Annotated in this window: 22 protein-coding genes; 15 read left to right on the forward strand and 7 right to left on the reverse strand. The window is 53.2% G+C overall.

The window, feature by feature from the left end; translation table 11 throughout:
- Nucleotides 1-3: 3 nt before the first annotated feature.
- The 3 genes from namA to BM040_RS03935 all read left to right on the forward strand — a co-directional run bounded on the left by namA (nucleotide 4) and on the right by BM040_RS03935 (nucleotide 3,193).
- On the forward strand, nucleotides 4-1,077 hold the full coding sequence (gene namA / locus BM040_RS03925; protein WP_092099167.1) for an NADPH dehydrogenase NamA: 1,074 nt from the start codon (nucleotides 4-6) through the stop codon (nucleotides 1,075-1,077).
- 54 nt (nucleotides 1,078-1,131) lie between these two features.
- The gene (locus BM040_RS03930; RefSeq protein ID WP_092099168.1) at nucleotides 1,132-1,416 is read left to right on the forward strand and encodes a GNAT family N-acetyltransferase; all 285 of its coding nucleotides are present in this window, start codon (nucleotides 1,132-1,134) and stop codon (nucleotides 1,414-1,416) included.
- A 124-nt stretch (nucleotides 1,417-1,540) separates the two neighbouring features.
- The gene (locus BM040_RS03935; protein WP_092099169.1) at nucleotides 1,541-3,193 is read left to right on the forward strand and encodes a M1 family metallopeptidase; all 1,653 of its coding nucleotides are present in this window, start codon (nucleotides 1,541-1,543) and stop codon (nucleotides 3,191-3,193) included.
- A 137-nt stretch (nucleotides 3,194-3,330) separates the two neighbouring features.
- On the opposite strand, the gene BM040_RS03940 is transcribed toward BM040_RS03935, so the two are convergent.
- Nucleotides 3,331-4,254 carry a mechanosensitive ion channel family protein gene (locus BM040_RS03940; protein ID WP_092099170.1) on the reverse strand — a complete coding sequence of 308 codons (924 nt, stop codon included), beginning with the start codon at nucleotides 4,252-4,254 and terminating at the stop codon, nucleotides 3,331-3,333.
- A 345-nt stretch (nucleotides 4,255-4,599) separates the two neighbouring features.
- Between BM040_RS03940 and BM040_RS03945 the strand changes: the two genes are divergently transcribed.
- The 6 genes from BM040_RS03945 (at nucleotide 4,600) to BM040_RS03970 (ending at nucleotide 13,814) form a co-directional block, all read left to right on the forward strand.
- Nucleotides 4,600-5,271 carry an RNA polymerase sigma factor gene (locus BM040_RS03945; RefSeq protein ID WP_139217755.1) on the forward strand — a complete coding sequence of 224 codons (672 nt, stop codon included), beginning with the start codon at nucleotides 4,600-4,602 and terminating at the stop codon, nucleotides 5,269-5,271.
- Between the two features lie 164 nt (nucleotides 5,272-5,435).
- Nucleotides 5,436-6,479 (forward strand): aldose epimerase family protein, encoded by a 1,044-nt coding sequence (locus tag BM040_RS03950; RefSeq protein ID WP_092099172.1) that lies wholly within the window; start codon nucleotides 5,436-5,438, stop codon nucleotides 6,477-6,479.
- 135 nt (nucleotides 6,480-6,614) lie between these two features.
- Nucleotides 6,615-8,024: a sugar MFS transporter gene (locus BM040_RS03955; protein ID WP_092099173.1), complete on the forward strand. Its 1,410-nt coding sequence runs from the start codon at nucleotides 6,615-6,617 to the stop codon at nucleotides 8,022-8,024.
- Between the two features lie 183 nt (nucleotides 8,025-8,207).
- On the forward strand, nucleotides 8,208-10,502 hold the full coding sequence (locus BM040_RS03960) for a patatin-like phospholipase family protein (RefSeq protein WP_092099174.1): 2,295 nt from the start codon (nucleotides 8,208-8,210) through the stop codon (nucleotides 10,500-10,502).
- Between the two features lie 229 nt (nucleotides 10,503-10,731).
- The gene (locus BM040_RS03965; RefSeq protein WP_092099175.1) at nucleotides 10,732-12,219 is read left to right on the forward strand and encodes a S8 family peptidase; all 1,488 of its coding nucleotides are present in this window, start codon (nucleotides 10,732-10,734) and stop codon (nucleotides 12,217-12,219) included.
- Nucleotides 12,220-12,401: 182 nt separating this feature from the next.
- Entirely contained in the window at nucleotides 12,402-13,814 is a 1,413-nt protein-coding gene (locus tag BM040_RS03970) for an MBL fold metallo-hydrolase (RefSeq protein WP_092099176.1), read from the forward strand.
- Nucleotides 13,815-13,896: 82 nt separating this feature from the next.
- Here the strand turns inward: BM040_RS03970 and BM040_RS03975 are convergent, their stop codons facing one another.
- The gene (locus BM040_RS03975) at nucleotides 13,897-14,475 is read right to left on the reverse strand and encodes an AraC family transcriptional regulator (RefSeq protein ID WP_092099177.1); all 579 of its coding nucleotides are present in this window, start codon (nucleotides 14,473-14,475) and stop codon (nucleotides 13,897-13,899) included.
- 121 nt (nucleotides 14,476-14,596) lie between these two features.
- On the opposite strand from BM040_RS03975, the gene BM040_RS03980 reads away from it, so the two are divergent.
- Complete coding sequence (locus tag BM040_RS03980; RefSeq protein WP_092099178.1) at nucleotides 14,597-15,004, forward strand: hypothetical protein; 408 nt, start codon at nucleotides 14,597-14,599, stop codon at nucleotides 15,002-15,004.
- A 4-nt stretch (nucleotides 15,005-15,008) separates the two neighbouring features.
- Here BM040_RS03980 and BM040_RS03985 read toward each other — a convergent pair whose 3' ends face one another.
- From BM040_RS03985 to BM040_RS03995, 3 genes are all read right to left on the reverse strand, one after another.
- Nucleotides 15,009-15,872: a pirin family protein gene (locus BM040_RS03985; RefSeq protein ID WP_092099179.1), complete on the reverse strand. Its 864-nt coding sequence runs from the start codon at nucleotides 15,870-15,872 to the stop codon at nucleotides 15,009-15,011.
- A 140-nt stretch (nucleotides 15,873-16,012) separates the two neighbouring features.
- Nucleotides 16,013-16,723 (reverse strand): hypothetical protein, encoded by a 711-nt coding sequence (locus tag BM040_RS03990; protein WP_092099180.1) that lies wholly within the window; start codon nucleotides 16,721-16,723, stop codon nucleotides 16,013-16,015.
- 143 nt (nucleotides 16,724-16,866) lie between these two features.
- Nucleotides 16,867-17,379, reverse strand: coding sequence for a hypothetical protein (locus BM040_RS03995; RefSeq protein ID WP_092099181.1), 513 nt, complete (start codon nucleotides 17,377-17,379; stop codon nucleotides 16,867-16,869).
- A 300-nt stretch (nucleotides 17,380-17,679) separates the two neighbouring features.
- Here BM040_RS03995 and BM040_RS04000 point away from each other — a divergent pair, with 300 nt between their 5' ends.
- The 3 genes from BM040_RS04000 (at nucleotide 17,680) to BM040_RS04010 (ending at nucleotide 19,861) form a co-directional block, all read left to right on the forward strand.
- On the forward strand, nucleotides 17,680-18,417 hold the full coding sequence (locus tag BM040_RS04000; protein ID WP_092099182.1) for a DUF72 domain-containing protein: 738 nt from the start codon (nucleotides 17,680-17,682) through the stop codon (nucleotides 18,415-18,417).
- A gap of 101 nt (nucleotides 18,418-18,518) precedes the next feature.
- Nucleotides 18,519-19,532, forward strand: coding sequence for an NAD(P)/FAD-dependent oxidoreductase (locus BM040_RS04005; protein WP_092099183.1), 1,014 nt, complete (start codon nucleotides 18,519-18,521; stop codon nucleotides 19,530-19,532).
- Nucleotides 19,532-19,861, forward strand: coding sequence for a 2Fe-2S iron-sulfur cluster-binding protein (locus tag BM040_RS04010; RefSeq protein WP_092099184.1), 330 nt, complete (start codon nucleotides 19,532-19,534; stop codon nucleotides 19,859-19,861). Before BM040_RS04005 ends, BM040_RS04010 begins: the two co-directional genes overlap by 1 nt.
- A 600-nt stretch (nucleotides 19,862-20,461) precedes the next feature.
- Here BM040_RS04010 and BM040_RS04015 read toward each other — a convergent pair.
- Together BM040_RS04015 and BM040_RS04020 are read right to left on the reverse strand one after the other, a co-directional pair.
- The gene (locus BM040_RS04015; protein ID WP_092099185.1) at nucleotides 20,462-20,878 is read right to left on the reverse strand and encodes a hypothetical protein; all 417 of its coding nucleotides are present in this window, start codon (nucleotides 20,876-20,878) and stop codon (nucleotides 20,462-20,464) included.
- Between the two features lie 15 nt (nucleotides 20,879-20,893).
- The gene (locus BM040_RS04020; protein ID WP_092099186.1) at nucleotides 20,894-21,763 is read right to left on the reverse strand and encodes a TIGR02587 family membrane protein; all 870 of its coding nucleotides are present in this window, start codon (nucleotides 21,761-21,763) and stop codon (nucleotides 20,894-20,896) included.
- Between the two features lie 163 nt (nucleotides 21,764-21,926).
- On the opposite strand from BM040_RS04020, the gene BM040_RS04025 reads away from it, so the two are divergent.
- Nucleotides 21,927-22,574 (forward strand): outer membrane beta-barrel protein, encoded by a 648-nt coding sequence (locus BM040_RS04025; protein WP_092099187.1) that lies wholly within the window; start codon nucleotides 21,927-21,929, stop codon nucleotides 22,572-22,574.
- Between the two features lie 145 nt (nucleotides 22,575-22,719).
- Complete coding sequence (locus BM040_RS04030) at nucleotides 22,720-23,391, forward strand: outer membrane beta-barrel protein (RefSeq protein ID WP_092099188.1); 672 nt, start codon at nucleotides 22,720-22,722, stop codon at nucleotides 23,389-23,391.
- Nucleotides 23,392-23,398 lie beyond the last annotated feature (7 nt).

Consider the following 23,398-nt stretch of genomic DNA (forward strand, 5'->3'; position numbering starts at 1 on the left):
ACTATGTCTATACTTTTCTCCCCCCTCACCCTGCGCGGCATCACCTTAAGAAACCGGATTGCTGTATCGCCCATGTGCATGTATAGCAGCCAGGATGGGTTTGCCACCGACTGGCACCTGGTGCACCTGGGCAGCCGTGCCGTGGGCGGGGCCGCTCTTGTGCTTTCGGAAGCCACGGCTGTGGTGCCGGAAGGGCGCATCTCTCCCCACGATCTGGGCATCTGGAAAGACGAACATATTGAAGGGCTCCAGCGCATCACAAAGTTTATTTCGGAGCAAGGTGCTGTGCCGGGCATCCAACTGGCACACGCTGGCCGAAAGGCCAGCAGCCACCGACCCTGGGAAGGCGGCGGCCCCATCTTCCCGGAGGAGGAAAATGGCTGGCAAACCGTAGCTCCCAGCGCTATCGTTTTCTCCGAAAACGGCCCTGTGCCGCACGCACTCTCGCTGCCCGAAATTGAAAACGTGATCGATGCCTTTGAGGCGGCCGCCAGGCGCTCGCTGGAAGCCGGCTTTAAAGTGGCGGAGATACATGCCGCCCACGGGTACCTTTTGCACGAGTTTTACTCCCCTATCAGCAACCAGCGTACCGACAAGTATGGCGGCTCGTTTGAAAACCGCATCCGGCTGCTGCTGGAGGTAACTGAACGCGTGCGCCAGGTATGGCCCGAGGACCTCCCGCTCCTCGTGCGCATCTCCGCCACCGACTGGACAGAAGGCGGCTGGACGGTGGATGACTCTGTAGCGCTGGCAAAAGAACTGAAGAGGCTGGGCGTCGACCTGATTGATTGCTCCACCGGAGGCAACGTGCCGCGCGCCTCTATTCCCGTTGGACCGGGCTACCAGGTGAAGTTTGCCGAGCAGGTGAAGCAAGAGGCGGGGATTCTGACGGGTGCTGTGGGTATGATAACAGAGGCCAGGCAGGCGGAGGAGGTACTGGCCAGCGGGCAGGCCGATGTGGTGCTGCTGGCCCGTGAGCTGCTCCGCGACCCCTACTTCCCGATGCACGCGGCGCAGGAACTCGGTGCCGATCATACCTGGCCACCGCAATATGAGCGCGCCAAACCACGGCAATAGGCCGAACAAGTAACTTCGGCAAGCGTTAAAGTATACAGACTAATAAACTGAAATATGAGCCATAATATTATTCATGACGAGGAGGACCTCCGGTTCTATGTATCCTTCGGAGAGGAAGATGCGGAGCTGACTTACTTTTACACCGAGGAGCAGATCATCGACTTCGAGCACACGTACGTGCCCGACAGCCAGCGCGGAAAAGGCCTGGCAGGAAAACTGGTAAAAGAGGGACTGGAGTTCGCCCGGTCGAACAACTATAAAATCATCCCCTCCTGCCCGGTGGTGGAGGCCTACATTGAGCGCTACCCCGAGTACAAGGACATGGTGCATCCCGTGTAACACGTATAAATGGCGGCAACCGTGTTGCCCGAAAGTATAAATCAGCTATCTTAGCTAGCGCATCCTGCTTAATGTTTATTTTAGGCAGGATGTTTTTTTTCATACCAACACAAAACGCTTGTTCATGAAAACACGCCACTTGCTACGAACAATGGCTCTGGGAAGTATACTTTGCCTTGGCACCGCCGCTGCGCAGGCACAGGAGTTCACCCGGCAGGATACCCTGCGCGGCAGCATCACGCCCGAGCGCGCCTGGTGGGACCTCACCTTTTACCACCTCGACATCGCCGTAAACCCGCAGGACAGCAGCATCTCGGGCAGCAACACCATCCGCTATAAAGTGCTGGAGCCAAATCAGCAGCGCATGCAAGTGGATTTGCAGCCGCCCATGCGCATTAGCCGTGTGACGCAGCAGGGCAAGGACGTGCCGGTACAGCAGGATGGCAACGCCTGGTTTGTGCAGCTGCAGGAACCGCAGCAGGCGGGCACGGAAGGCGAGATAAAAGTATACTACAGCGGCAAGCCGCAGGTAAGCGAGAACCCACCCTGGAGCGGCGGCATTACCTGGGCGCAGGACGCCAACGGGAAGCCTTGGGTAGCCAACTCCAACCAGGGCGACGGCGCCAGCTTGTGGTGGCCCTGCAAAGACCACATGTACGACGAGCCCGACAGCATGCGCATCAGCGTGCGTGCCCCGAAGGGCCTCATGGACGTGAGCAACGGGCAACTTAAAGGCGTGCAGGAGCATGCCGATGGCAGCAAAACCTACCATTGGTACGTCGCCAACCCCATCAACAACTATGGCGTGAACCTGAGTATCGGGGATTATGCCCATTACGCGGAAACCTACAAGGGAGAGAAAGGAGAGCTGGCCCTGAACTTCTTCCCGCTGCGCTACAACCTGGACAAGGCAAAAAAGCAATGGGCGCAGACGCACCAGATGTTGGAGGCGTTCGAGCACTGGTTTGGCCCTTATCCTTTTTATGAGGACGGCTTTAAACTGATAGAGGTACCTTACCTGGGCATGGAGCACCAGAGCGCGGTGACCTATGGCAACGGTTACCAGAACGGTTACCGGGGCCGCGACCTGAGTGGCACCGGCTGGGGCCTGAAGTTCGACTTCATCATCATCCATGAGGCCGGGCACGAGTGGTTTGCCAACAACATCACCTACAAGGACGTGGCCGATATGTGGATACATGAGAGCTTCACCAACTACTCCGAGTCGCTTTTCCTGGATTACCACTACGGCACCCAGGCGGCTAACGAGTACGTTATTGGGCTGCGCAACATCATCCAGAATGACATTCCAATTATTGGCGTGTACAACGTGAACAAGGAAGGCTCCGGCGACATGTACCCCAAGGGCTCCAACATGCTGCACAACCTGCGCCAGATCGTGAACAACGACGAGAAGTGGCGTAGCATCCTGCGCGGCCTCAACAAGGATTTCTACCACCAGACCGTGACCACGCAGCAGATTGAGGGTTACCTGAGCCAGCACGTCGGCCGCGACCTGACCCCGGTTTTCGATCAGTATCTGCGCGATGTGCGCATCCCAAGGTTGGAGTATAAGGTGAACGGCAAGACACTGCAGTACCGCTGGGCCAATACGGTGGACACGTTCGACATGCCGGTAAGGGTGACGGTGAATGGCGAGACACAGTGGCTGGAACCCACTACCGCCTGGCAGGAGCTGAAGCTTAAAAAGAAGAAGTCGAAGCTGGAGGTAGACCCGAACTTCTACGTAACAGCACAAAACGTCGCCGCTGCTTAGCCGCACCCAAAGTATAAAGTAAAAAGACCGCCCCTTTCCTGATGGCGGTCTTTTATTTTAAAGAGGTTCAGAAATATACTTCATTTATCCGGCAAAATCAGGTTCTGGACCTTATACTTCAACGAGGAAGTATAATCTTACTCCCGTCTGGGTATGTCTGTTGGCTCCTGGCCGCCGTCGCCGCGGTAGAAGCGGGTGGCCGGCAACGCAAACTGGATGTCAGGCGCACTCATGAACTTGGTGAGCACATCCTCCCATATCAGGTGGGCACTTTGGCGCCGCCGCATCATGCTGCACACAAAGCGCATCGTCAGCTCGATACCGTTTTCACGCACACTGGTGTAGAGGCGCGGATCCAGGTTATTGTAGAAAATGAGGTGCTGCTGCGACTGCCGCCTTACCTGCTCCCGGGCAGCTTCTGTCAGCTGTTCGGCATGTTCGTGCATGATTTCGTAAAGTATGCCTTTTGCCTTCTGCCAGTTGCTCTCAAAGGTGATGCGCACCGATACCTCCTCCCACACAAACGGAAATCCGAAATTGTAATTCGCCTGCGGCTCTGTAAACACCTTCATGTTCGGGATATTCACCACGCGTCCGGTCGCCTGGTCGGCCTTCACCCAGCCCTGCAGCTCGTTCAGCGTAAACTGAAACAAGCGCAGGTCAATCACATCCCCCACATGCTCCCCAATCTGGATGCGGTCGCCGACATGGAACGGGCGCTTCCAGATAATGAAGACCCAGCCAGCCATGTTAAGCACAGGCTCGCGGAGAGCCAGCACCAAACCTGCTGAGAGCAGTCCCAGAAAGGTGGCAATAGAGCGGAAACCATCGAACCAGATGTAGGTCAGGAAGATTAAGCCAAGCACCGTGATGCTGTAGTTGGTAGCTTTTCGCCACTGGTATCGCTTCCGGATATCGGCCTGATGCCTGTTGATGAAGCGCTGCAAAAACAAACTGATAAGCCACAGTACAAGGAGAACCCCTACCGAGTAAAGCAACTGAGCAAAAAATTCGGCAGAAAGCCCTGTATGGTCGGAAAGCCAGTAAAAAAATTCACGCATGAGTCTTGTGTTATGCTGATGTTCAGAGCATGCACCTCATTTATACTTTACCCGCAGCCGCTATGGTTACTTTTGGTATCAGATTTACGCCTACCAGGTATGGCAATCAAGTAAAATGAGTGAGTACTAATACACTGCCTTCAAAACAATTTACTCACTAACCTACTGCAGCACAGCACCTAAGCCGGTCGTTGTTCTGACACTAACCTGTGTGCAACTTATTATAGTTTTTATTGTATCACAATATTTCTAAATTTGCCGTATCTGCCGCTTAAAAAGGACTGCCAGGCCGGAGGAGAAGCACAGTGCTGCAGGCTGGCTGCCGCAATTACTACGACGGTTCGTATGGAAGAGCTGGAAATATGGAAAAGGTTTAGGGAAGGGAGCGAGCACGATTTCACCTTGCTGTACAGGCGCTATGCTCCTGTCATGCTTCGCTATGGGCACCGCCTTTCTTCTGACCCGGATCTGGTGAAAGATTGCGTGCAGCAGGTTTTTTTTCAGGTATGGAAGAGCAGGCAGAACCTCTCCACGCCTCCCAGTGTGCGCAATTACCTGCTAAAGGCTTTCCGGTGTGAGCTTGCCAAAAAAGCCACTTTTATCAGCAAGTTTCAGTCCCTCCCCGATGACTCCCAACTAGGCACTGAGGCATCTTATGAGGCAGAACTCATTAAACTGCAGACCTCTGATCTGGACAGCCAGCGCATCAGCCAGTTGCTAACCAAATTGCCGGAGCGTCAGCGCGAGGTTATCTTTTTAAAATACTACACAGGCCTGCAGTACGATGAGATGGCCGATATCATGGGCATCGACCAGAAATCCGTTTACAAGCTCACCTACAAAGCCATCGACAAGCTGCACAAGCTGTTTCATCTCCCTGAGAAACAGGAATCTGCCTCGTTGCGCAAACGTGTGCGCGTGTTAGCCAGCAGCCTGGCCCCCTCCCCTGCCGAAGAAACTGCCTCGGCTCTGGAAAAGCTTCCCGCAGGCGGTAAGTTAGCGCTCAATTTTGACTAGAATTTCCCATATTCCTCCCGCACTTATTGGCTTTCTGGGCTAAACGAGCTAACTTATAACCCGATTTTGCCCAACTCCGCGACAGGCACCCTGGCTACGAAAATAAGTATGCCGTAGGCTGAAAGGGAGGCAAAAGGCATCACCCACATTACTAACAACATAGCATGCATATACAGAAAGAATCCTTTGGTACTGCGCCGGGCGGAGAGCAAGTATACCTGTATACCCTTACCAACCAGCAGGGCCTTCTAGTCAAGATCACGAACTACGGCGCCATTGTTACCTCCTTTGTAACACCTGATAAAAATGGCGGGATGGGGGACGTGGTGGCAGGTTTTTCCGAACTTGAAGGTTATATTCCTAATGATCCGCACTTTGGTGGTATTGTGGGGCGTTTTGCCAACCGCATCGCCAGGGGCAAGTTCACGCTGGACGGGCAGGAATATACTTTACCGGTAAACGACCCACCGCACCACCTGCACGGCGGCAACGTGGGCTTCGACCGGGTGGTGTGGCAGGCGGAGGAACTCCCTCAGCAGAATGCCCTGAAGCTAACGTACCACAGCCCGGACGGGGAAGAAGGCTACCCGGGCAACCTGACAGCCACGGTAATTTATACCTTAACTGAGGACAATGCACTGCAAATAGACTACAGCGCCACTACCGACAAAGCCACGCCTGTAAACCTGACCAACCACAGCTACTTTAACCTTTCGGCTGGCAAAAGCAGCGACATAAGCAGCCATATCATTCAGATAAATGCCGCTACCTACACCCCGGCTGATGCTACCTTTATCCCAACGGGGGAACTGGCCAGCATGGCGGGCACCCTGATGGACCTTCGGGAGCCTCAGCCGATTGGCAAACACCTGCAGCAGATTCCGGGTGGCGGCTACGACCATAACTATGTGCTCCCTAACACCGAAGGAAGTATAACCAAGGCGGCCGAGGTGTTTGAGCCTGTTTCAGGGCGTGTGCTGGAAGTATACACCTCCCAACCCGGCATACAGTTCTACACTGGCAACTTCCTGGACGGATCGCTTACCGGCAAAGAGGGCCAGGCTTATACCAAGCACTATGCCTTCTGCCTCGAAACGCAGCACTTCCCTGATTCTCCGAACCAACCGGCTTTCCCGTCTGCCATACTACGGCCCGGCGAAACCTACCGGCAGCAGACGCTGTACCGGCTCTCGGTGCGGAATGATTAACCTGATTCCATACTATAACCAAAAAATGGCGCTTGTTGCGCCTGAAGAGCATTACTAACCGAACGATGCAGCCCAACGCGCAGCAAACTATACTTACACTTACTCAACTCTAATTTTAAACTTTCATCAGACTATATGGCTGGCTCAACGCACACCGATATTAATACACCACCGGCACAGGCCCTTACCACCAATTACAAGGGTCCGCTTGTGACGGTAACCATGCTCTTCTTTATGTGGGGCTTTATTACCTGCCTCAACGACATCCTGATTCCAAAATTACAACAGGCGTTTACCCTGGAGCTGTGGCAGGCCATGCTTATCCAGACGGCCTTCTTTGGTGCCTACTTTTTTGTATCGCTGCTATACTTTATACTTTCCGTTACCAAGGGTGACCCTATTCGCCGCATCGGTTACAAGAACGGTATCATTGTGGGCCTGGTAGTGGCTGCAGTGGGATGTACGCTTTTCTACCCGTCGGCCTCCTTTCATAGCTATGGCTTTTTCCTGGGTGCTCTGTTTATACTTGCCTCGGGCATCACCATACTTCAGATTGCGGCCAACCCTTACGTAGCTATACTTGGCCCGCCTGAAGGGGCAGCCAGCCGCCTGAACATGACGCAGGCACTTAACTCCCTGGGAACGACAGTGGCTCCTATTATCGGCGGCTACCTTATTTTCGGAGCAGTGGATGCCGCCCAAACCGGTGCTGAGTCTGTAAAGATGCCTTATCTGGGCTTAGCGGCTGCTTTACTGGCCATTGCCCTGCTCATCAAAGTGGCCAAGCTGCCCAACATCCATTCCGGCGACGAGATTAAACCGGGTGCTGAGGCGCTGCAACACCGCCACCTGCTGCTCGGTATCATCTGTATTTTTGCTTATGTGGGAGGCGAGGTATCGATTGGCAGCGCGCTTATCAACTTCTTCATGTTGCCTGAGATTGCCGGGTTGAATGAGGCGCAGGCCGGTCACTTCCTGGCCTTTTATTGGGGAGGCGCCATGGTGGGCCGTTTCTTCGGAGCTATTGCCCTGTCCGACACCAAGAACTCGAGCGGTAAATACGTGGCTATGGGCGGCATAACGGCGCTGGTGTTTGTGCTGCTGTTCCTGGCCTATGGTCTGAATGAGGCGCTGATCGTGCTGGGCCTTATAGCCCTGAACTTTATGGTGCTGATGCTGGGCAAATTCATCCCGAGCAGAACGCTGGGTTACTTTGCCGCTACGGTAGTGGTGCTATTGCTTATCACGTGCTTTGCCACAGGTTCTGTGGCCATGTGGGCGGTTATCTCCATCGGCCTGTTTAACTCCATCATGTTCCCGACCATCTTCACGCTGGCCATCAAAGGCCTGGGTGTGCACACCAGCCAGGCTTCCTCGCTGCTGGTGATGGCCATTGTGGGTGGCGCCGTGCTGCCTCCGATTCAGGGTGCCGTAGCCGACATTACCGGCGATTTGCAGATTTCTTTCCTGGTGCCCCTGCTTTGCTACCTGTACATCATGTACTATGGCTTCTCGGGTTACAAAATCCGCAATGAGGCGGCGTAAGGACCAGCTATACTTTACAGAAGCCAGCCCCCACCAGGGCTGGCTTTTTTATGCCCCTTCCCTCAGAAACAGTTTTATACATTAGCTGCTTGCTCAGAATTGCTTAACTTTCCGGCTCCGTGGCTCCTGTACTAAACTCCTTTAGTGGAGGTTAGGATAAAAGTATAATATTCTCTGAGGCTGATGAGGCACTACCTGTTACTGCTATTGCTACTGCTTTATACTTTCGTGCCCGCGCAGGTAGGAGCCCAAGCTTTGCCAGAGCGTCCCGCCAAGCGCCCCAAAATTGGGTTGGTGCTGAGCGGCGGCGGGGCCAAGGGCATGGCCCATATCGGGTTTCTGAAGGTGCTGGAGGAGGCGGGCATCCGTCCGGACTATGTGACAGGTACCAGTATGGGCAGCCTGGTGGGTGCGCTGTATGCTTTGGGCTACTCAGCCAGTGAGATCGAGCAAATTGCCCTGGAGCAGGACTGGGAAATGCTGCTGAGCAACCAGGTGCCCCTGAGCCAGATCGCGTTCGAGGAAAAGGAGTATTATAGCCGCTATCTGCTGGAGCTACCAGTAAACGGTACCCGGATCAGCTTCCCGAGCGGCCTGATAGAAGGGCAGGCGCTCAACAACCTGCTCATCCGGCTGACACGCGGCGCCCACAGCACCCAGGATTTCCGCAAGCTGCCTATTCCGTTTGCCTGCGTAGCCACCGACATGGTTACCGGCCAGAAGGTGGTGCTGCAGCAGGGCTTTCTGCCAGAGGCCTTGCGTGCCAGTATGGCCATACCCACTGTTTTCACTCCTATTAAGCTGGATGGCCGCTTGCTTGTGGATGGCGGGCTGGTGCAGAATTTTCCGGTGCAGGAGGCCATTGATATGGGCGCAGACTTTGTGATTGGTGTGAACGTGGGCGGCGGGCTGGAGCCGGAGCAGAACCTCAAGACCATGCTGGACGTGCTGGTGCAGGCCACCTTTTTCACGAGCGCCTCCAACCTGGAGAGCGAGAAAAAGAAGACAGACCTGCTCATAGACGTGCTGCCTTACCTGGAAGGGTACAAAACCAGCAGCTTCACTGATACCGAGAAGATTATCGAGATTGGGGAATCGGTGGCACGCCAGTACGAAGACAGCCTCCGTAGCCTGGCCACCTACTTTAACTCGTTCCGGGAGCCGATGCACGAGCCTGACCTGGGCACGCTGCAGGACTCCGTGCTGCTGAACCAAATCTTGATCAGTGGCTCGAAAACCACCCCAAAGCGCATCCTGCGCCGCCGCCTGCGTCTCCGGGAAAACGAACCGACCACCGTCAGCACCATCGAGAACCGCATTGAGGTGTTGTACGGCACAGGGCATTTTAATAAGGTATCCTACGCGCTAGTGCCTGCCGACAGTGGTTATCATTTGCAGGTAAACCTGGAAGATGGGGCCCTGGGAGCGCTAAAAACCGCTGTCTATTATGATTCTGAAAACAGGGCCGGTGCCACGGTAAACCTGACGCGCCGCAACCTGCTCTGGCAGGGCTCCCGCTTTGTGGCAGAGGTAGACCTGGGGCAGAACATCCGCAGCGACGTGAACTACCTCAAGTACATGGGGTATCGCTATCATCTGGCCGCCAAGCTGGGCAGCCAGTATTACAAAACCGATCTTCCGCTGTTCAACGACAACGGCAACAAAATTGCGATTCTGCAGCGCAACAGCAACACCGCTACCCTGGGCTGGCAAACCACCACCAACAATACCTGGACCCTGGGGCAGCAGATGGAATACAAACTCTCGCGCCTCTACCCACAAGTGGCGGGCCAGATGAACATTGACACCCTAACTGTGGACATCAACCACCTGGAGCAGCTAAAAGTGAGAAACTGGAGCCTCTCCACTTTCTTCCGCCACAACAACCTCGACAGGCAGGTATACCCTACCCGCGGCTGGCGCACCGAGGCGCTGGGAAGCTATTTTTTCGGAAACAGGTTTTCGGTAAGGGCACGGCCAGAGCATGCCGAATTGGAGGAAAGTATGGGAAGTAAGCATTATGACGCATACTTCCGGGTAGCGCTTCATGCCAATGGGTTTGTGCCGCTGCGGAAGAACCTGAGCCTGCTACTGCGCCAGGGCCTGGTGATGTATACTAACAACGACCTTCCAATAGGCGAGGAAAGCCTGGTGGGCGGTTATACTTCGATGTTGCCCAACATGGTGGAGTTCCGGGCGGCTGAGCCCTTTGCCTACTCTGCTGATAACCTGCTTTATGCCGGCCTGGGAGTGCAGGTAGCCCTGCGACGAAAGCTGTACCTGCAGCTAAACTCTACCCTAATGGACACCGGCTTGCTGCACGGCTACCGTACGCTGCGTGGAAAAACCACTCGCCTGGGCTACAGCGCCACCCTAGGGTACCTCACCCCATTCGGGCCTGTAACAGCAGGTATAGCGCATGAGGACAAATCGGATTGGAGAGGATTTATCAGCCTCGGGTTCAGGCTGCCTTGGTGATAACAAAGTATAAACATCAATAGAAAGGTACAACATCACCCTTATAAATTTATAAGGCGCTCATCCCCTCTATACCTCCATTCACCCTCCATATAAATCCTTTTACCATTTTCAGATAAACAGAGTCCTATAAGTATCATCCTTTTGTACACTTTTTCAGTTTAAGGTCGAATAGCAACAAAACTTATTTGTTGCGATAAACAATCCATTCACCTTATAACAAACTCTTATGTACAAAAACCTTACGAAACGTGCTGCATTGCCCATGCTAGCGCTAGGACTTTTGCTGTCTTGTACCCCCGACGAGGAGCAAGCAACACCCTCCACAGCGTTCAACACTGACGCCACCGCCAATGCTGCCAATGGGGCAGCGAGCCAGGCTGTGAAAATCAAAAAAGGCCACTACATGCTGATTGCCTCCGGCAGTGAGCTGCCAGCTGATCTGAGCAGCCAGGTGAAGGGCATGAAAGGCAACGTAACGGGCATCATGAAAAATGTGGGCATCGCCACCGTTACCTCCGATGACCCTGCCTTTGCTGCTAAGGCCAGCAAGATAAAGGGCGTAACCGTTGTGCCTGATTTGGAGATACAGTGGTACAACCCTGACGACATGAAGGTGATGGCATTTGATGCTGAAGCGTTTGGAGACCCTCCCTTCAGCGGCGACAATGACCCATACTTTGAGCTGCAGTGGGGCCATGATGCAGTGGATGCACCACAGGCCTGGAACGCCGGACACCGCGGCAAGGGAGTTCGTGTGGCCGTTCTGGATGGTGGCTTTGACCTGGACCACCCAGACCTGGCGCCAAATATTGATTTGGCTGCCAGCAGGAGCTTTGTAGTAGGTGAGGAACTGCAGTACATGCTAAACAACACCTTTAGCCATGGCACCCACACAGCTGGAACAGTAGCCGCAGCCGATAACGGATTTGGTGTGATTGGAGTGGCGCCAGAGGCTGAGCTTATACTTGTAAAGGTACTGCGCGACTCTGGTAGCGGCTCTTTCTCCTGGATGATGCAAGGTATCCTGCATGCCGTTGAAATGGGCGCAGACGTGGTAAACATGAGCTTAGGTGCCTCGCTTCCGGTTAACGGAAAATTCCTGGATGAGGACGGCAATGTGATCAACGACACTAAGGCTGTTCAGGAACTCCTCAATGCTATCAGCAAAGTAACTAACTACGCCACACAACGAGGAGTTACGCTCATTGCCTCGGCCGGAAACGACGCTAACAACGGTCAAAAAGACAAGTCGCTGATTCACATTCCTTCCGGTTCTGCCAACGTTATCTCCATCTCTGCCACAGCTCCTGTTGGCTGGGCCCTGAATCCGTTAACGGCTAATCTGGATGGCCTGGCTTCCTACTCTAACTATGGCGTAACCGATGTGGACTTTGCGGCTCCGGGTGGCGATGCAGAGTATCCAGGTAACGAGATCGTCATCATCGGACCTGTAAGACAGTATGCATACGTATTCGACCTGGTGTTCAGCACCGGCAACAATGGCTGGTACTGGTCTGCCGGCACCAGCATGGCCTCACCACACGCAGCAGGCGTAGCGGCCATCATCATCGGTGCTAACGGCGGCGACATGGACCCTGCCCACGTAAGAGCAGCTCTACGCGCCTCTGCCGACGACATCGGCAAGCCGGGCCGTGATCCATACTTTGGCCACGGTCGCGTGAACGCCTTTAAGGGAGTGTCCGCCCTGCAGTAACAAACAAAGTATAAACTTATAGAAAGCCCCTCCTGTTGATGCAGGAGGGGCTTTTTACTTAATGCTCTCATCTCAGAATTTATACATCACCAAGTGCCAAAAGTATGATTGTGATAAAAGTCACTGCAGAAAGTATAGATTTTACCGATATTTGCCTTTATCATCAACAGAAACGTGCACCCATGAAAGTAGAGCAAATATATACCGGCTGCCTGGCACAGGGCGCTTACTACATCGAAAGCAACGGCGAGGCGGCCATCATAGACCCGCTCCGCGAGGTGAAACCATACATCGAGAAGGCTGCCAGGGACGGGGCTGATATAAAGTACGTGCTCGAGACACACTTCCACGCCGACTTCGTTTCCGGGCACCTGGACCTGGCGAAAGCAACCGGCGCCAGGATTGTGTTTGGACCAAACGCCCAACCAAAGTTTGATGCCTATATTGCACAGGACGGCGAGGAGCTGAAACTAGGTAAAGTGACGATAAAGGTGCTGCACACGCCCGGCCATACCATGGAGTCTACCACGTACCTGCTGCTGGATGAGCAGGGCCGCGAATATGCCATCTTCTCCGGCGACACGCTCTTTATAGGTGACGTGGGAAGGCCTGACCTGGCTGCAAAATCAGACCTGACACAGGAGCAGCTAGCTGGACACCTGTACGACTCGCTGCGCACCAAAATTATGACCCTGCCCGATGAGGTGGTGGTATATCCTGCCCACGGCGCCGGCTCTGCCTGTGGCAAGAACATGAGCAAGGAAACATTCGATACGCTGGGCAACCAGAAGAGAGCCAACTACGCCCTAAGAGCCGACATGACAAGGGAGGAATTTGTGAAAGAGGTGACAGATGGCCTGCTGCCCCCGCCAAACTACTTCCCGCTCAACGTGATGCTCAACAAGGAGGGCTATGCCAGTATCGACCAGGTGATGCACCAGGGCTTGCAGGCGCTGACGCCGGAGGCCTTTGAGGCGGCAGCCAACGAAACGGGTGCCTTGGTGCTGGATACGCGCAAGCCCCAGGACTTCGCCAAAGGTTTTATCCCGAACGGCATCAACATTGGCATAGACGGTGGTTTCGCCCCGTGGGTCGGCGCCCTGATACCAGACATACAGCAGCCCATACTTTTTGTAGCAGATGAAGGCCGTGAGGAGGAAGTAGTGACCCGACTGGCCCGTGTGGGCTACGACCATGCCATCGGCTTCCTGAAGGGTGGCTTCCAGAGTTGGGTAGCGGCAGGCAAGGAAGTGGACACGATCACATCCATCACGGCGGCAGAACTGGAAGAGAAGTATACGCAGGACAACAGCATTTTTATTGTGGATGTGCGCAAGCCGGGCGAGTATGAGGCGGAGCACCTGCAGGCGGCGCACTTCGCCCCACTCGATTACCTGAACGAGCACCTGGCGGAGTTGCCCAAAGACCAGACCCTCTACATTCACTGCGCCGGGGGCTACCGCTCCATGATCGCGGCGTCCATACTTCGGGCAAGGGGTTACCAGCACCTGGTAGATATCAAAGGGGGCTACAAAGCCATTGCCGAGACCAGCCTGCCACGCACTAACTTCGTGTGCCCCAGTACGCTAAAATAACTTATACTTTAAAATTCATAAAAGCAGAAAGCCGGCAGAGAGTATAAATCTCTGCCGGCTTTCTGCTTTTATACTTGCAGGGCTACTCCTGCACCTTGTCGAGTGTTTTGCGCTTGTCGCTTTTGATCTTTTTAAAATGGCTTGGGGTAAGGCCCGTTACTTTTTTAAACTGGTTAGACAGGTGGGCCACACTGCTGTAACCAAGCTTATAAGCTATCTCCTTCAGGCTCAGTTCATCATACACCAACAGCTCCTTCACCAGCTCAATGCGCTGCAGAATGAGGTATTTCTCTATGGTGATGCCCTCGGAAGCGGAGAACAGTGAGCTGACGTAGTTATAGTCAAGGTCGAGTTTCTCTGCGATGTAGTCTGAGGTGTTGATGTGCAGGTCGCTTTCTCCTGCCTCGCGCACAAGCTCAATTACGGCCAGTTTTACCTTTTCTATCAACTGTGTCTTGCGGTCATCCAGCAGCTCAAAGCCGTTGCTTTCCAGCATCTCCCGGATCTGCTCCAGGTCCGGATTGCCTTCGTTGGCAGACACTTCCGCCTCGCCAAGGTTTACCTGGTGCACCGTGTAGCCCAGTTTCTGTAGTTCCTCTGCCACCACCCGTTTGCAGCGGTCGCAGACCATGTTTTTTATACTTATTCTATGAGTTGCCATCTGTTTTGTCTCTCCATTCTGAGTTCTATTACCGCTACAAAGTATAAAATTACACTTTAGTATATAGTAATACGTATCTTGTTATATCTTAAAACCTAGTAGCCTTACCTAAAACACTGCCATGGAATCCGCTGGTTCTATTGATTACCTGAAACTGCAACTTGTACCCGAGGAGAGCATGCTTTGCGTCACCTGGCTGCGCGGTGTTAGCAGCGGAGAGTATCGCCAGGGGCTCCTCCACCTCAGGCAGCTTATCCTAGACCACGGCATTAAACTGTGGTTTGTTGACGCCCGCCGCCTTACCCATGTCACCTTCGAGGACCAGCAGTGGATCATAAAGGAAATCATACCTGAGTTGCTGGCAAGCAGCCTGCAAAAGTTTGTGCGCGTGGTGCAACCCGATGTGTTCAGCTACATCACGTTCGAGGATCTGCTGCGCCGGGCACAGCAAAACTATAGCCTGATTGGCCACGTGGAGCAGTTTACCAGCGCCGAGGCTGCCATGGCCTGGCTCCAGATGAACGACTAAAATACTAGTCCTCGATCAGGATTCCCATTTTGCCCATCTGGTAATCGCGCATGGCCTGCATTATCTCGGTTTCGGTGTTCATCACAAAAGGCCCGTTGGCTACCACCGGCTCTTCGAGCGGCTTGCCTGCCAGCAAGAGCGCGCGCGTGTCTTCTTTGGCTGTGAGCGTAATGGCTTCCCCATCCCTGTTGAAGATTACCTGATGCAAGCCTTCCACCTGTCCATACCCAGCTACCTGCAAAGCACCATCGAGCAAGTATAAAAAGGCATTGTACTCCGGCGGCACCGGGAAAGTATAGTTGGCGCCAGCCTTTAGCTCCAGGCGCAGGGCCAGCACCGGCAACTTTGGTCGTACAGGACCCTTTACACCCTCAAACTCCCCGGCAACCACCTGCACCTTTCCCCCATCTATCTCCACAACTGGTGTATCTTCGGCGGGCAGTGGAATGTATTCCGGTTGGTCCATTTTATGAGCGGCCGGTGTGTTTATCCAGAGCTGGACGATCTCCTGCACCCCTCCCCGCTCCAGTATATCCTCTGGCGGTCGCTCGCTATGGATGATGCCCCTGCCTGTGTTCATCCACTGCGTACCGCCTTCATATACCACGCTGTTGTTGCCGCGCGAGTCGCGGTGGTGCACACCGCCCCTGTACACAAACGTAACCGGCGAAAAGCCACGGTGTGGGTGCGGCCCTGCCCCCTCGCGTCGCGGGATAATGTACTCCGGCATCTCCACCACCAGGTGATGCAGCAGCAGAAAAGGGTCCAGCTGGCTTACCTGTTGTGTGGGAAAAGGCTGACGCACCACCAAATCACCGGAGGTAGTCTCCTCGGCATAGAGCAAGCGGGCAACAGTTCTGTTTTTCATCTTACAGGCAAAGTTATACTTATAACAAGCATGCGGAACACAAGTTTTTGACAGGGAGCAAAGTATAAAAAGATATGGCTATATAAAAGCGACAGCACCCACCAAGGGTAGGTGCTGTCGCTTTATAGGCGTCTGTTGCCTTAGTAGTTCGGATCATAATTGGAGTAGCCGCCTCTGTCGGTGCGGCGGCCATACTCATCGTGGTGCCGGTTGTTGCCTTCAAAGTAGCGCCGCTCGCGTGGGTTGCGGTCCTGATGGAAGTAATTTGGCTCCCCCCTGTCGGTATGGGTACTTCTGTCGGGATGCATCGAATTGTTGCTGTGTCCGCTGCCGTACCCTGAGGCGGAGGGCAAGTGCTCCGCGTTTCCGCCGCTGCCACTCATGGCATTGTAACGGTCAGCCCCGCCAAAATCGCCGTGCGTGCTGTAGTTGGCCCCGCCAAAGGCTGACCCGCTGTAACCTCCCATCCTGCCGGACCGGTATTCTTGCTCCTGCTGTGCCCGGCGCTCTCGCTGCATGTGCCGTATTCGGTCATCGTTCTCATCATGGCTGCTCTCAAAACCTGGGAAACCATACCGCTGCCGGACGTTGGTCAGCTCATGCCCGCTGCCCTGCGTGTGCTCATAGTAGTTTTGCTCCATATCGTAATCCAGCTTCGGATATGTCTGGAAGCGGTTGGCGTCGAAGTCCCGGCGGTCACGGAAATCGCGCGGGTTATGGCCATGGCGGTAGCGGTCCTGGTGCTCCTTCCCGAAGTCTCCGTCGCGGGTGTCGCGGTTAAAGTCATAAACATCGCGGCCCGAATGCAGGCCTCCGTGGTAATAGTTGCTGTTATCTCGTTCGTCTCTCATAGTTTCTTTGGGTTAAATGTAACGTTCATCCTGCTAAGTATAAACGGCATCAGCCTCTGTCGGTTATTGTAGCAAAGTATAGGCAAAGAAAAAGCCCGCCCCGTGGGGCAGGCTTTCCATACTTTTATACTTCAGGAGAACGGCTACCGGCGGCGGCCATCGTTCTCGCTATAGCGCGACTGATCAGCAGACCGGAAAGGGGTACGGGTACCGGTTTTATGGCTCTTGGATCTGCTGGCAGGCTTATGCTCTTCAAGTGTGCTGTACCTGGTACTGCTGGGCTCAGTAACCGGATAGCCGTAGTTGTGGTCAATAAAGTCTGTGTACAAACGGCTGCCTGCATAGCTACCGTAAGTAGGCCTGTTGCTGTAGTCAGGAAACTCTACATATTGCTTTTCCCGCCCTTCCGGATGGGTGGTGGCATATCCTCCCTGTCTTTTGCGGCCGCTGTTGTAGGTAGAGGCGCTGTAATTGCCACGGCTATAGTCGCTGTTGTAGCTCTGGGTGCCGTAGAAATCGTTCCCACGCATACTGGCGTTATCACGCCCGTAGTTGCGCTGCCTATCAGGGTTCGGGTTCATGCGGCTGCTCTCCTCGCTGCTGCCAACATCACGCTGCCCGAATGCGTTGCGGTCATTACGATAGTCCAAGTTCATGATATGCACATTAAAAAAGTTAATCTATTCTATTATTTATTTAAACGCTCCTGTAAAACAGCTAGTTCTGCACTCCACTTCTTAAAAGGGCACGTTCACCCTTATTTGTACACTATTTAATATTTATAAAGTATAAATTGTTTCCCTATATACCGATTTTACGTATGCTTTAGGATTACTTTTCCCAACTTCTCAAGCTGCATAAACCTCCGGATATAGGAGTTTCCGGCAGTACGCTAGCCTGTCTGAACCTAAACAATTGTACTGATCACAGGGTATAAGCCTTCTTAAAAAAGGCTTATGGAGCAGCAGCTACACATCGGAACGTCTGGGTGGCACTATAAACACTGGGTGGGCACTTTCTATCCGAAGGACGTACGTCAAAAGGACTTCACAGGTTACTACACCCGCTTCTTCCGTACTGTGGAAATCAATAATTCTTTTTATAAACTTCCTACGCCCGAGACCTTTGCCAGCTGGCGCAACGCCGTGCCCGACGACTTCATCTTCTCCGTGAAAGCCAGCCGCTACCTCACGCACATGAAGAAACTGCTGAATCCCCAAGAGCCGCTGAGCCGCTTTTTTCATAGCGCCAACGCCCTGGAGCACAAGCTTGGGCCGGTGCTTTTCCAGCTGCCGCCGGGCTGGAAAGTTAATGCCAGCCGCTTACGTAATTTTCTGGCCCAGTTGCCGCCCTACTACAGGTATACTTTTGAGTTCCGCCATCCGAGCTGGTACACAGATGAAATTTTGGACCTCCTCCGAAAACATAATGCCGCTTTTTGTATTTATGAGTTGGACGGGCATGTTACGCCGTTTCATGTTACCGCCCCGTTTGTGTATGTGCGCCTGCACGGCCCTCAAGGGAAGTATAGCGGGTCTTATACCGAGGAGGCTCTGCAGGGATGGGCGCGGCAATGCCTGGCATGGCAACAGGCGGGCCTGGACGTGTATGTGTACTTCGATAACGACCAACTGGGGTATGCGGCCTTCAACGCGCTTCGCTTACAGGAGCTTGTGGCAAAGCAGCAAGTATGAATTGGATGACAAACTGCTCAAAAAGTATGAAATTTACTATGGAAGCTGCTGCATGGTGGCTACCTTTACCTGTTGTATTAACCGAAACCCTAACATAAATAATGAGCAAAATAACAACGGATATATGCATTGTGGGCGCGGGCCCGGTAGGCTTGTTTGCCGTGTTTGAGGCTGGCCTGCTCAAGATGCGTTGCCACGTAGTAGATGCGCTCCCTGCCGTTGGCGGGCAGCTATCCGAAATTTATCCTAAAAAACCGATTTATGATATTCCAGGCTTCCCGGAAATTCTGGCCGGAGACCTGGTAAAGAACCTGGAGCAGCAAATTGCACCTTTTCACCCCACCTTTACACTGGGCGAGCGCGTGGAAGACCTCGAGAAACTGGAGGATGGTTCGTTTATCGTCCGCACCGTGGATGGCACCGAAATCGCCTGTAAGGTGGTGGTGATTGCCGGGGGGCTGGGGTCGTTTGAGCCCCGCAAGCCGGCCATCGAAAACCTGGAGAAGTATGAGAAGAACGGCGTGGAGTACATGGTGCGCGACCCGGAGGTGTTCCACAACAAGCGCGTGGTGATAGCCGGTGGCGGCGACTCCGCCCTGGACTGGACCATCTACCTGGCCGGCCTTTGCAAAGAGCTGACGCTGGTGCACCGCGGTACAACCTTTAGGGGCGCCCCTGAGTCGGCAGCCAAGGTACTGAGCATGGCTGAGGAAGACCAAATCAAGCTCCTCCTGAAGTCGAACGTGACAGAGGTGCACGGCGAGGACGGGCTGGATGCGGTGACGGTGATGGTAGACAACAAGGAGCCTTACAAAATAGACACGGATTACTTTATTCCGCTCTTCGGGCTGGTGCCAAAACTGGGACCCATCGAGAACTGGGGACTGGAGCTGGACAAAGGCGCCATTGTAGTGGACACACATGACTACTCCACCAACGTGCCGGGCGTGTATGCCATCGGCGACATCAACACCTACCCTGGTAAGCTGAAGCTTATACTTTGCGGCTTCCACGAGGCAGCCCTGATGGCACAGAGTGCATACAACATCATTTACCCGGACAAGAAGTTTGTGTTAAAGTATACCACTGTTAACGGCATTCAGGAACTACAGTAATGAAAGACGCAATCACGATATATGTAGCGCAGGACAACGGCGAGCGCGTTGAACTGGAGGCCCCACTGGACATGAACCTGTCGGTGATGGAGGTGCTGAAGGCCAACGAATTTCCGGTGCAGGCGGTTTGTGGTGGCATGGCCATCTGTGCCACCTGCCACGTGGAGGTGCTGGAAAACGGCCAGGGCGAGCTTCCCGACATGGGCGACGACGAGGCGTACATGCTCGAATCACTGCCTCATGCCACAGAGAGCAGCCGCCTCTCCTGCCAGCTGCGCGTAAACCCAGACCTGGATGGCCTGGTGGTGCGCATCATGCCGGAAGCCTAGCCGCTCCTAGCATAAGTTATCTTCTAAGCGTCGGGCTTCTCTTCATTTGGGGAGGAGCCCGACGTCTTTATAAGCTCACCGAAAAGGCCGCCTGATACTATCCCATGCGCTCGCTCATGAGATATTTTGTTTGAGGTGATTTATTTATACTTGTCACTGTGCTGCGCTCAACAGCAAGTATATTAGTATAGGTTTAAGAATAAAGTTAAGCCTGGTTACGATTTACTGCTTTGATAAAAGTGATAACCCACCCCCGCCCCTCCCAAGAGGGGAATTCCTGCAAGAGTAAAATATTCCACTACTTGGAGGGTCTGGGCCATTTCATTCTCTTCTATTTTGTCATCCTGAAAGGATCTTGGTAGCCAGTCGCAAAAGCTTATCCTCCGGGCGTAGGGGCCCTCTTTCTCTTCCAGGTTTCTGAACAGAGTGGCAGATAATTTAAGAGCAATCTGAGTAGGATAAACTGCCCTGCCGCAGTGATAATATACACACCGCCTGGGGACAACTCATACTCGCCGGAGGCGAGCGAGGGCTGCAGTGTTGACTTAATTGATTAGGCTCTTATACTTTTATACTTCCAGTCACTGCTGAATGTCCTGATCAGGGCTTCTCGAAACTGAGTACCCGCGCCACCACAGAGTCCGTTTTACCGGCAGCTTGCTCAAACACCACCCATCCTTCCCGCTTCGACTCCTGCGGCACGAACGCTATATGCAGCTCCGCCTTCTCCAGTTCCTGCCCTCCTCTGCGGATCGATACCTGTACGCGCACCTCTTCTGCCGACATGCCGCCCTTATTTTCGACCAGCACCTGGTAGCGGTTGGGTGTATTTTCTGATGGGGATGGCCATACTTGTGTCACTATCTCTGGAGGTGTTTCGGAGTGATGGTATACTTTATAGCCCAGGTAGCCCAGTATCGCCAGGACAAGTATAAGGCTGAGGCCAAACACGGTCCACTCGAACCAGTTTTTGATATCCTTTTCCTCACTGCTGCTTTGCGATTCCTTATTGTTCATGATGCATGTATTAGCTTATTTTATCAGAAGCCTGCCCGCAGAGGCGCCCAGCGAGGAAAGTACACCCAGCACGATAACTTGCGAAAAAGCCACCCAGAAACTAACGCCGCTAAACCTGCCGAAGAACCAGAGTGCCGCTGCAGACACAGCAAGCGCAATGAGGTAGGTAATGCAGGTGTCCAAGGTCAATTCGAAAATGAGGTTGCCCGTGTGGCGCCCCGAGGTGCCCTTGAAATCACTGAAGTATACCACCACCACACTGAGCAGCAGCGAGAGCACTGCCATCAGCAGCACATGGTAAGGTTGAGCCTCTACTGCAAGCATCAGCACTTCCTCCGTTGGGGCCACGTTGCCCCCTATCACAATCGCTCCGCACGTGGCAAGCACCAACATCCCGAACCTGAGCGGCTCTTTCTCGTGCTCCAGCTCATCTTCTTCCTCCTCATCCTCCTGCGCCCCCAGCTGCGCCGTGCCAATGGACACGCCAATCGACACCGCCATCGCCTCCACAATCACTTTCCCCATGATCTCTGCCAGGGCCATGTCGTGCAGCTGAATGCGGTTGAGCACAAACAGCACACAAAAAGAGAGCACCAGCCCGATGCCCATCTCCTCAATGGAGTCCACCATCACGCTGCGCCACGACACGCTTGGGTGCATGCCGGCATAGCGGTTGTAGCCCAGCAGCAGCAGGTACGTCACCAGCACCAGGATCAGCAGGCGAAACGGAGAGGCAATAAAACCTGACCACCATACTTCCATGGTATATAGCAGCGGAAAGCTGAACAGCAGGCCGCCTGTTATCCCACGCGCATATTCCTTCAGCGACTGCCGCAGTGGTCGGCTGTTGCTCCCAGCCTCTTGTTTTTTTCTTTCCTCTGTCACTTCCTCTGAATTTGTGCCATATACGGCTGAAGGGGAATTACGGCTGCTTTGGTGACACTTTGCGGTACAGGAAACTTGAAAAGTGCTTGTTAGAACATAGTATATTACCTATAATTGTTGCGCGTGACAGCAAACAACCTTTTATACAACTAAGAAAACAAACATGAAGAAGCTTCTAGCAGCAGCCGTATTCGCTCTACTGGGCACAGGTGCCTTCGCCCAAACCTCGCAGGGAACCGTTGTGGTAACGGGTGGGCTTTCTTTTAGCACATCCACCTCGGAATCCACACTGAACGATACCATCAGCCAGAAATCCAGTGGAACTGCATTCAGAATGGGCCCAAGTATTGGGTATATGCTTGGCAATAACTTTCAGCTTGGTGCTGCTTTGGGTTATACCCATTCAACAATTAAGAATATACAATTTAATAGCGAGGGTGACAGCCACGAATTGAAGACAAAAGCAAATGGCTTTGCCATTAGACCCTACCTCAAAAAGTATTTCATGCTCTCTGAGCAGTTTGCCCTTACAGGACAGCTTTCTGCTGGACTAAGCTTCTATAAAAGGAAGCCTGACGCTAATGCTGATTCCCAGCAGAAGAGCACTTCATTCGATGTAGCGCTTGCCCCGGGGATCACTTACTTTCCTTCTGATAAACTTGGTATAAGCGCTGGCTTCGGCGGGCTGCTGTATAACCAGATAGTAAAGAAAACGGAAGCAAATGATACACCCGTAAAAACTAACTCTGGTTTAAGCATTAGCTTGGAGGATGCGCTTTCTTTCAGTTTAAGCTATTATATCAACCGCTAGTACAATCTTCATTCGCTATGCTGTACTTATACTTTCTGCTTCTCCAGAGAATGGAGCCGAGGAAGTTGGCACACAAATAATTCTTGGTAGAGAGCCTGATGATACACCCATGTATAAACTTTTAAATTCCTAAAGAAGACAAACCATGAAGAAGTTATTATTTACTGTTTTACTCGCTTGCATCGGTTCCGCTGCTCTCGCCCAAACATCCCGAGGTACCGTTGTGGCCTCCGGCTCTCTAAGCTATTATGATCACACTGACAAGACCGAGGATGAAATAAGCTCTACAGAAAACAGATCCTTTTCTATTGCGCCGGGAATTGGATACATGATCATAGAAAACCTTGAGGCAGGCATCAGCTTTCGTTTCACTACCTCTATCCAGACGGCAAACTCAGCTCATTTAAATCAGTGGGGCATTCGTGAACCATATTCACTCACTGAGAGCAAAGACAAGAGTTTTGCTATAACCCCTTATGTGAAGAAATACTTTACTCTTTCTGAGAAAATTGCATTTACCGGCGAAGCATATCTTAGCTTCTCAAAGGGAGACAGCCGTTATGAGTCAGAAATCTTGGAGTATAGTAGAACTGAATCTAATAGAAGTGACACGGGATTCGGCGTAGGCATTAGGCCAGGTATCACCTTTTTCCCTACAGAGAAGATTGGCTTGAGTGCAAACTTCGGACGTTTAGGATATAATCATACTACTCACAAAATTGAAGAGTACGACTTTAAGTCAAAATCCTCAGACTTTGGCTTGAACCTGGATGGCAGCACCCTTTCCTTTAGCTTCGGCTACTACATCAGTCGCTAACCAGGTA

The sequence above is a fragment of the Pontibacter chinhatensis genome, from assembly GCF_900113285.1.
Taxonomy (GTDB): domain Bacteria; phylum Bacteroidota; class Bacteroidia; order Cytophagales; family Hymenobacteraceae; genus Pontibacter; species Pontibacter chinhatensis.

Bases quoted from the DNA above. Each gene is read 5' to 3' on its own strand.
- namA (WP_092099167.1), top strand. From the start codon at position 4: ATGTCTATACTTTTCTCCCCCCTCACCCTGCGCGGCATCACCTTAAGA.
- BM040_RS03930 (WP_092099168.1), top strand. From the start codon at position 1,132: ATGAGCCATAATATTATTCATGACGAGGAGGACCTCCGGTTCTATGTA.
- BM040_RS03935 (WP_092099169.1), top strand. From the start codon at position 1,541: ATGAAAACACGCCACTTGCTACGAACAATGGCTCTGGGAAGTATACTT.
- BM040_RS03940 (WP_092099170.1), bottom strand. From the start codon at position 4,254: ATGCGTGAATTTTTTTACTGGCTTTCCGACCATACAGGGCTTTCTGCC.
- BM040_RS03945 (WP_139217755.1), top strand. From the start codon at position 4,600: ATGGAAGAGCTGGAAATATGGAAAAGGTTTAGGGAAGGGAGCGAGCAC.
- BM040_RS03950 (WP_092099172.1), top strand. From the start codon at position 5,436: ATGCATATACAGAAAGAATCCTTTGGTACTGCGCCGGGCGGAGAGCAA.
- BM040_RS03955 (WP_092099173.1), top strand. From the start codon at position 6,615: ATGGCTGGCTCAACGCACACCGATATTAATACACCACCGGCACAGGCC.
- BM040_RS03960 (WP_092099174.1), top strand. From the start codon at position 8,208: ATGAGGCACTACCTGTTACTGCTATTGCTACTGCTTTATACTTTCGTG.
- BM040_RS03965 (WP_092099175.1), top strand. From the start codon at position 10,732: ATGTACAAAAACCTTACGAAACGTGCTGCATTGCCCATGCTAGCGCTA.
- BM040_RS03970 (WP_092099176.1), top strand. From the start codon at position 12,402: ATGAAAGTAGAGCAAATATATACCGGCTGCCTGGCACAGGGCGCTTAC.
- BM040_RS03975 (WP_092099177.1), bottom strand. From the start codon at position 14,475: ATGGCAACTCATAGAATAAGTATAAAAAACATGGTCTGCGACCGCTGC.
- BM040_RS03980 (WP_092099178.1), top strand. From the start codon at position 14,597: ATGGAATCCGCTGGTTCTATTGATTACCTGAAACTGCAACTTGTACCC.
- BM040_RS03985 (WP_092099179.1), bottom strand. From the start codon at position 15,872: ATGAAAAACAGAACTGTTGCCCGCTTGCTCTATGCCGAGGAGACTACC.
- BM040_RS03990 (WP_092099180.1), bottom strand. From the start codon at position 16,723: ATGAGAGACGAACGAGATAACAGCAACTATTACCACGGAGGCCTGCAT.
- BM040_RS03995 (WP_092099181.1), bottom strand. From the start codon at position 17,379: ATGAACTTGGACTATCGTAATGACCGCAACGCATTCGGGCAGCGTGAT.
- BM040_RS04000 (WP_092099182.1), top strand. From the start codon at position 17,680: ATGGAGCAGCAGCTACACATCGGAACGTCTGGGTGGCACTATAAACAC.
- BM040_RS04005 (WP_092099183.1), top strand. From the start codon at position 18,519: ATGAGCAAAATAACAACGGATATATGCATTGTGGGCGCGGGCCCGGTA.
- BM040_RS04010 (WP_092099184.1), top strand. From the start codon at position 19,532: ATGAAAGACGCAATCACGATATATGTAGCGCAGGACAACGGCGAGCGC.
- BM040_RS04015 (WP_092099185.1), bottom strand. From the start codon at position 20,878: ATGAACAATAAGGAATCGCAAAGCAGCAGTGAGGAAAAGGATATCAAA.
- BM040_RS04025 (WP_092099187.1), top strand. From the start codon at position 21,927: ATGAAGAAGCTTCTAGCAGCAGCCGTATTCGCTCTACTGGGCACAGGT.
- BM040_RS04030 (WP_092099188.1), top strand. From the start codon at position 22,720: ATGAAGAAGTTATTATTTACTGTTTTACTCGCTTGCATCGGTTCCGCT.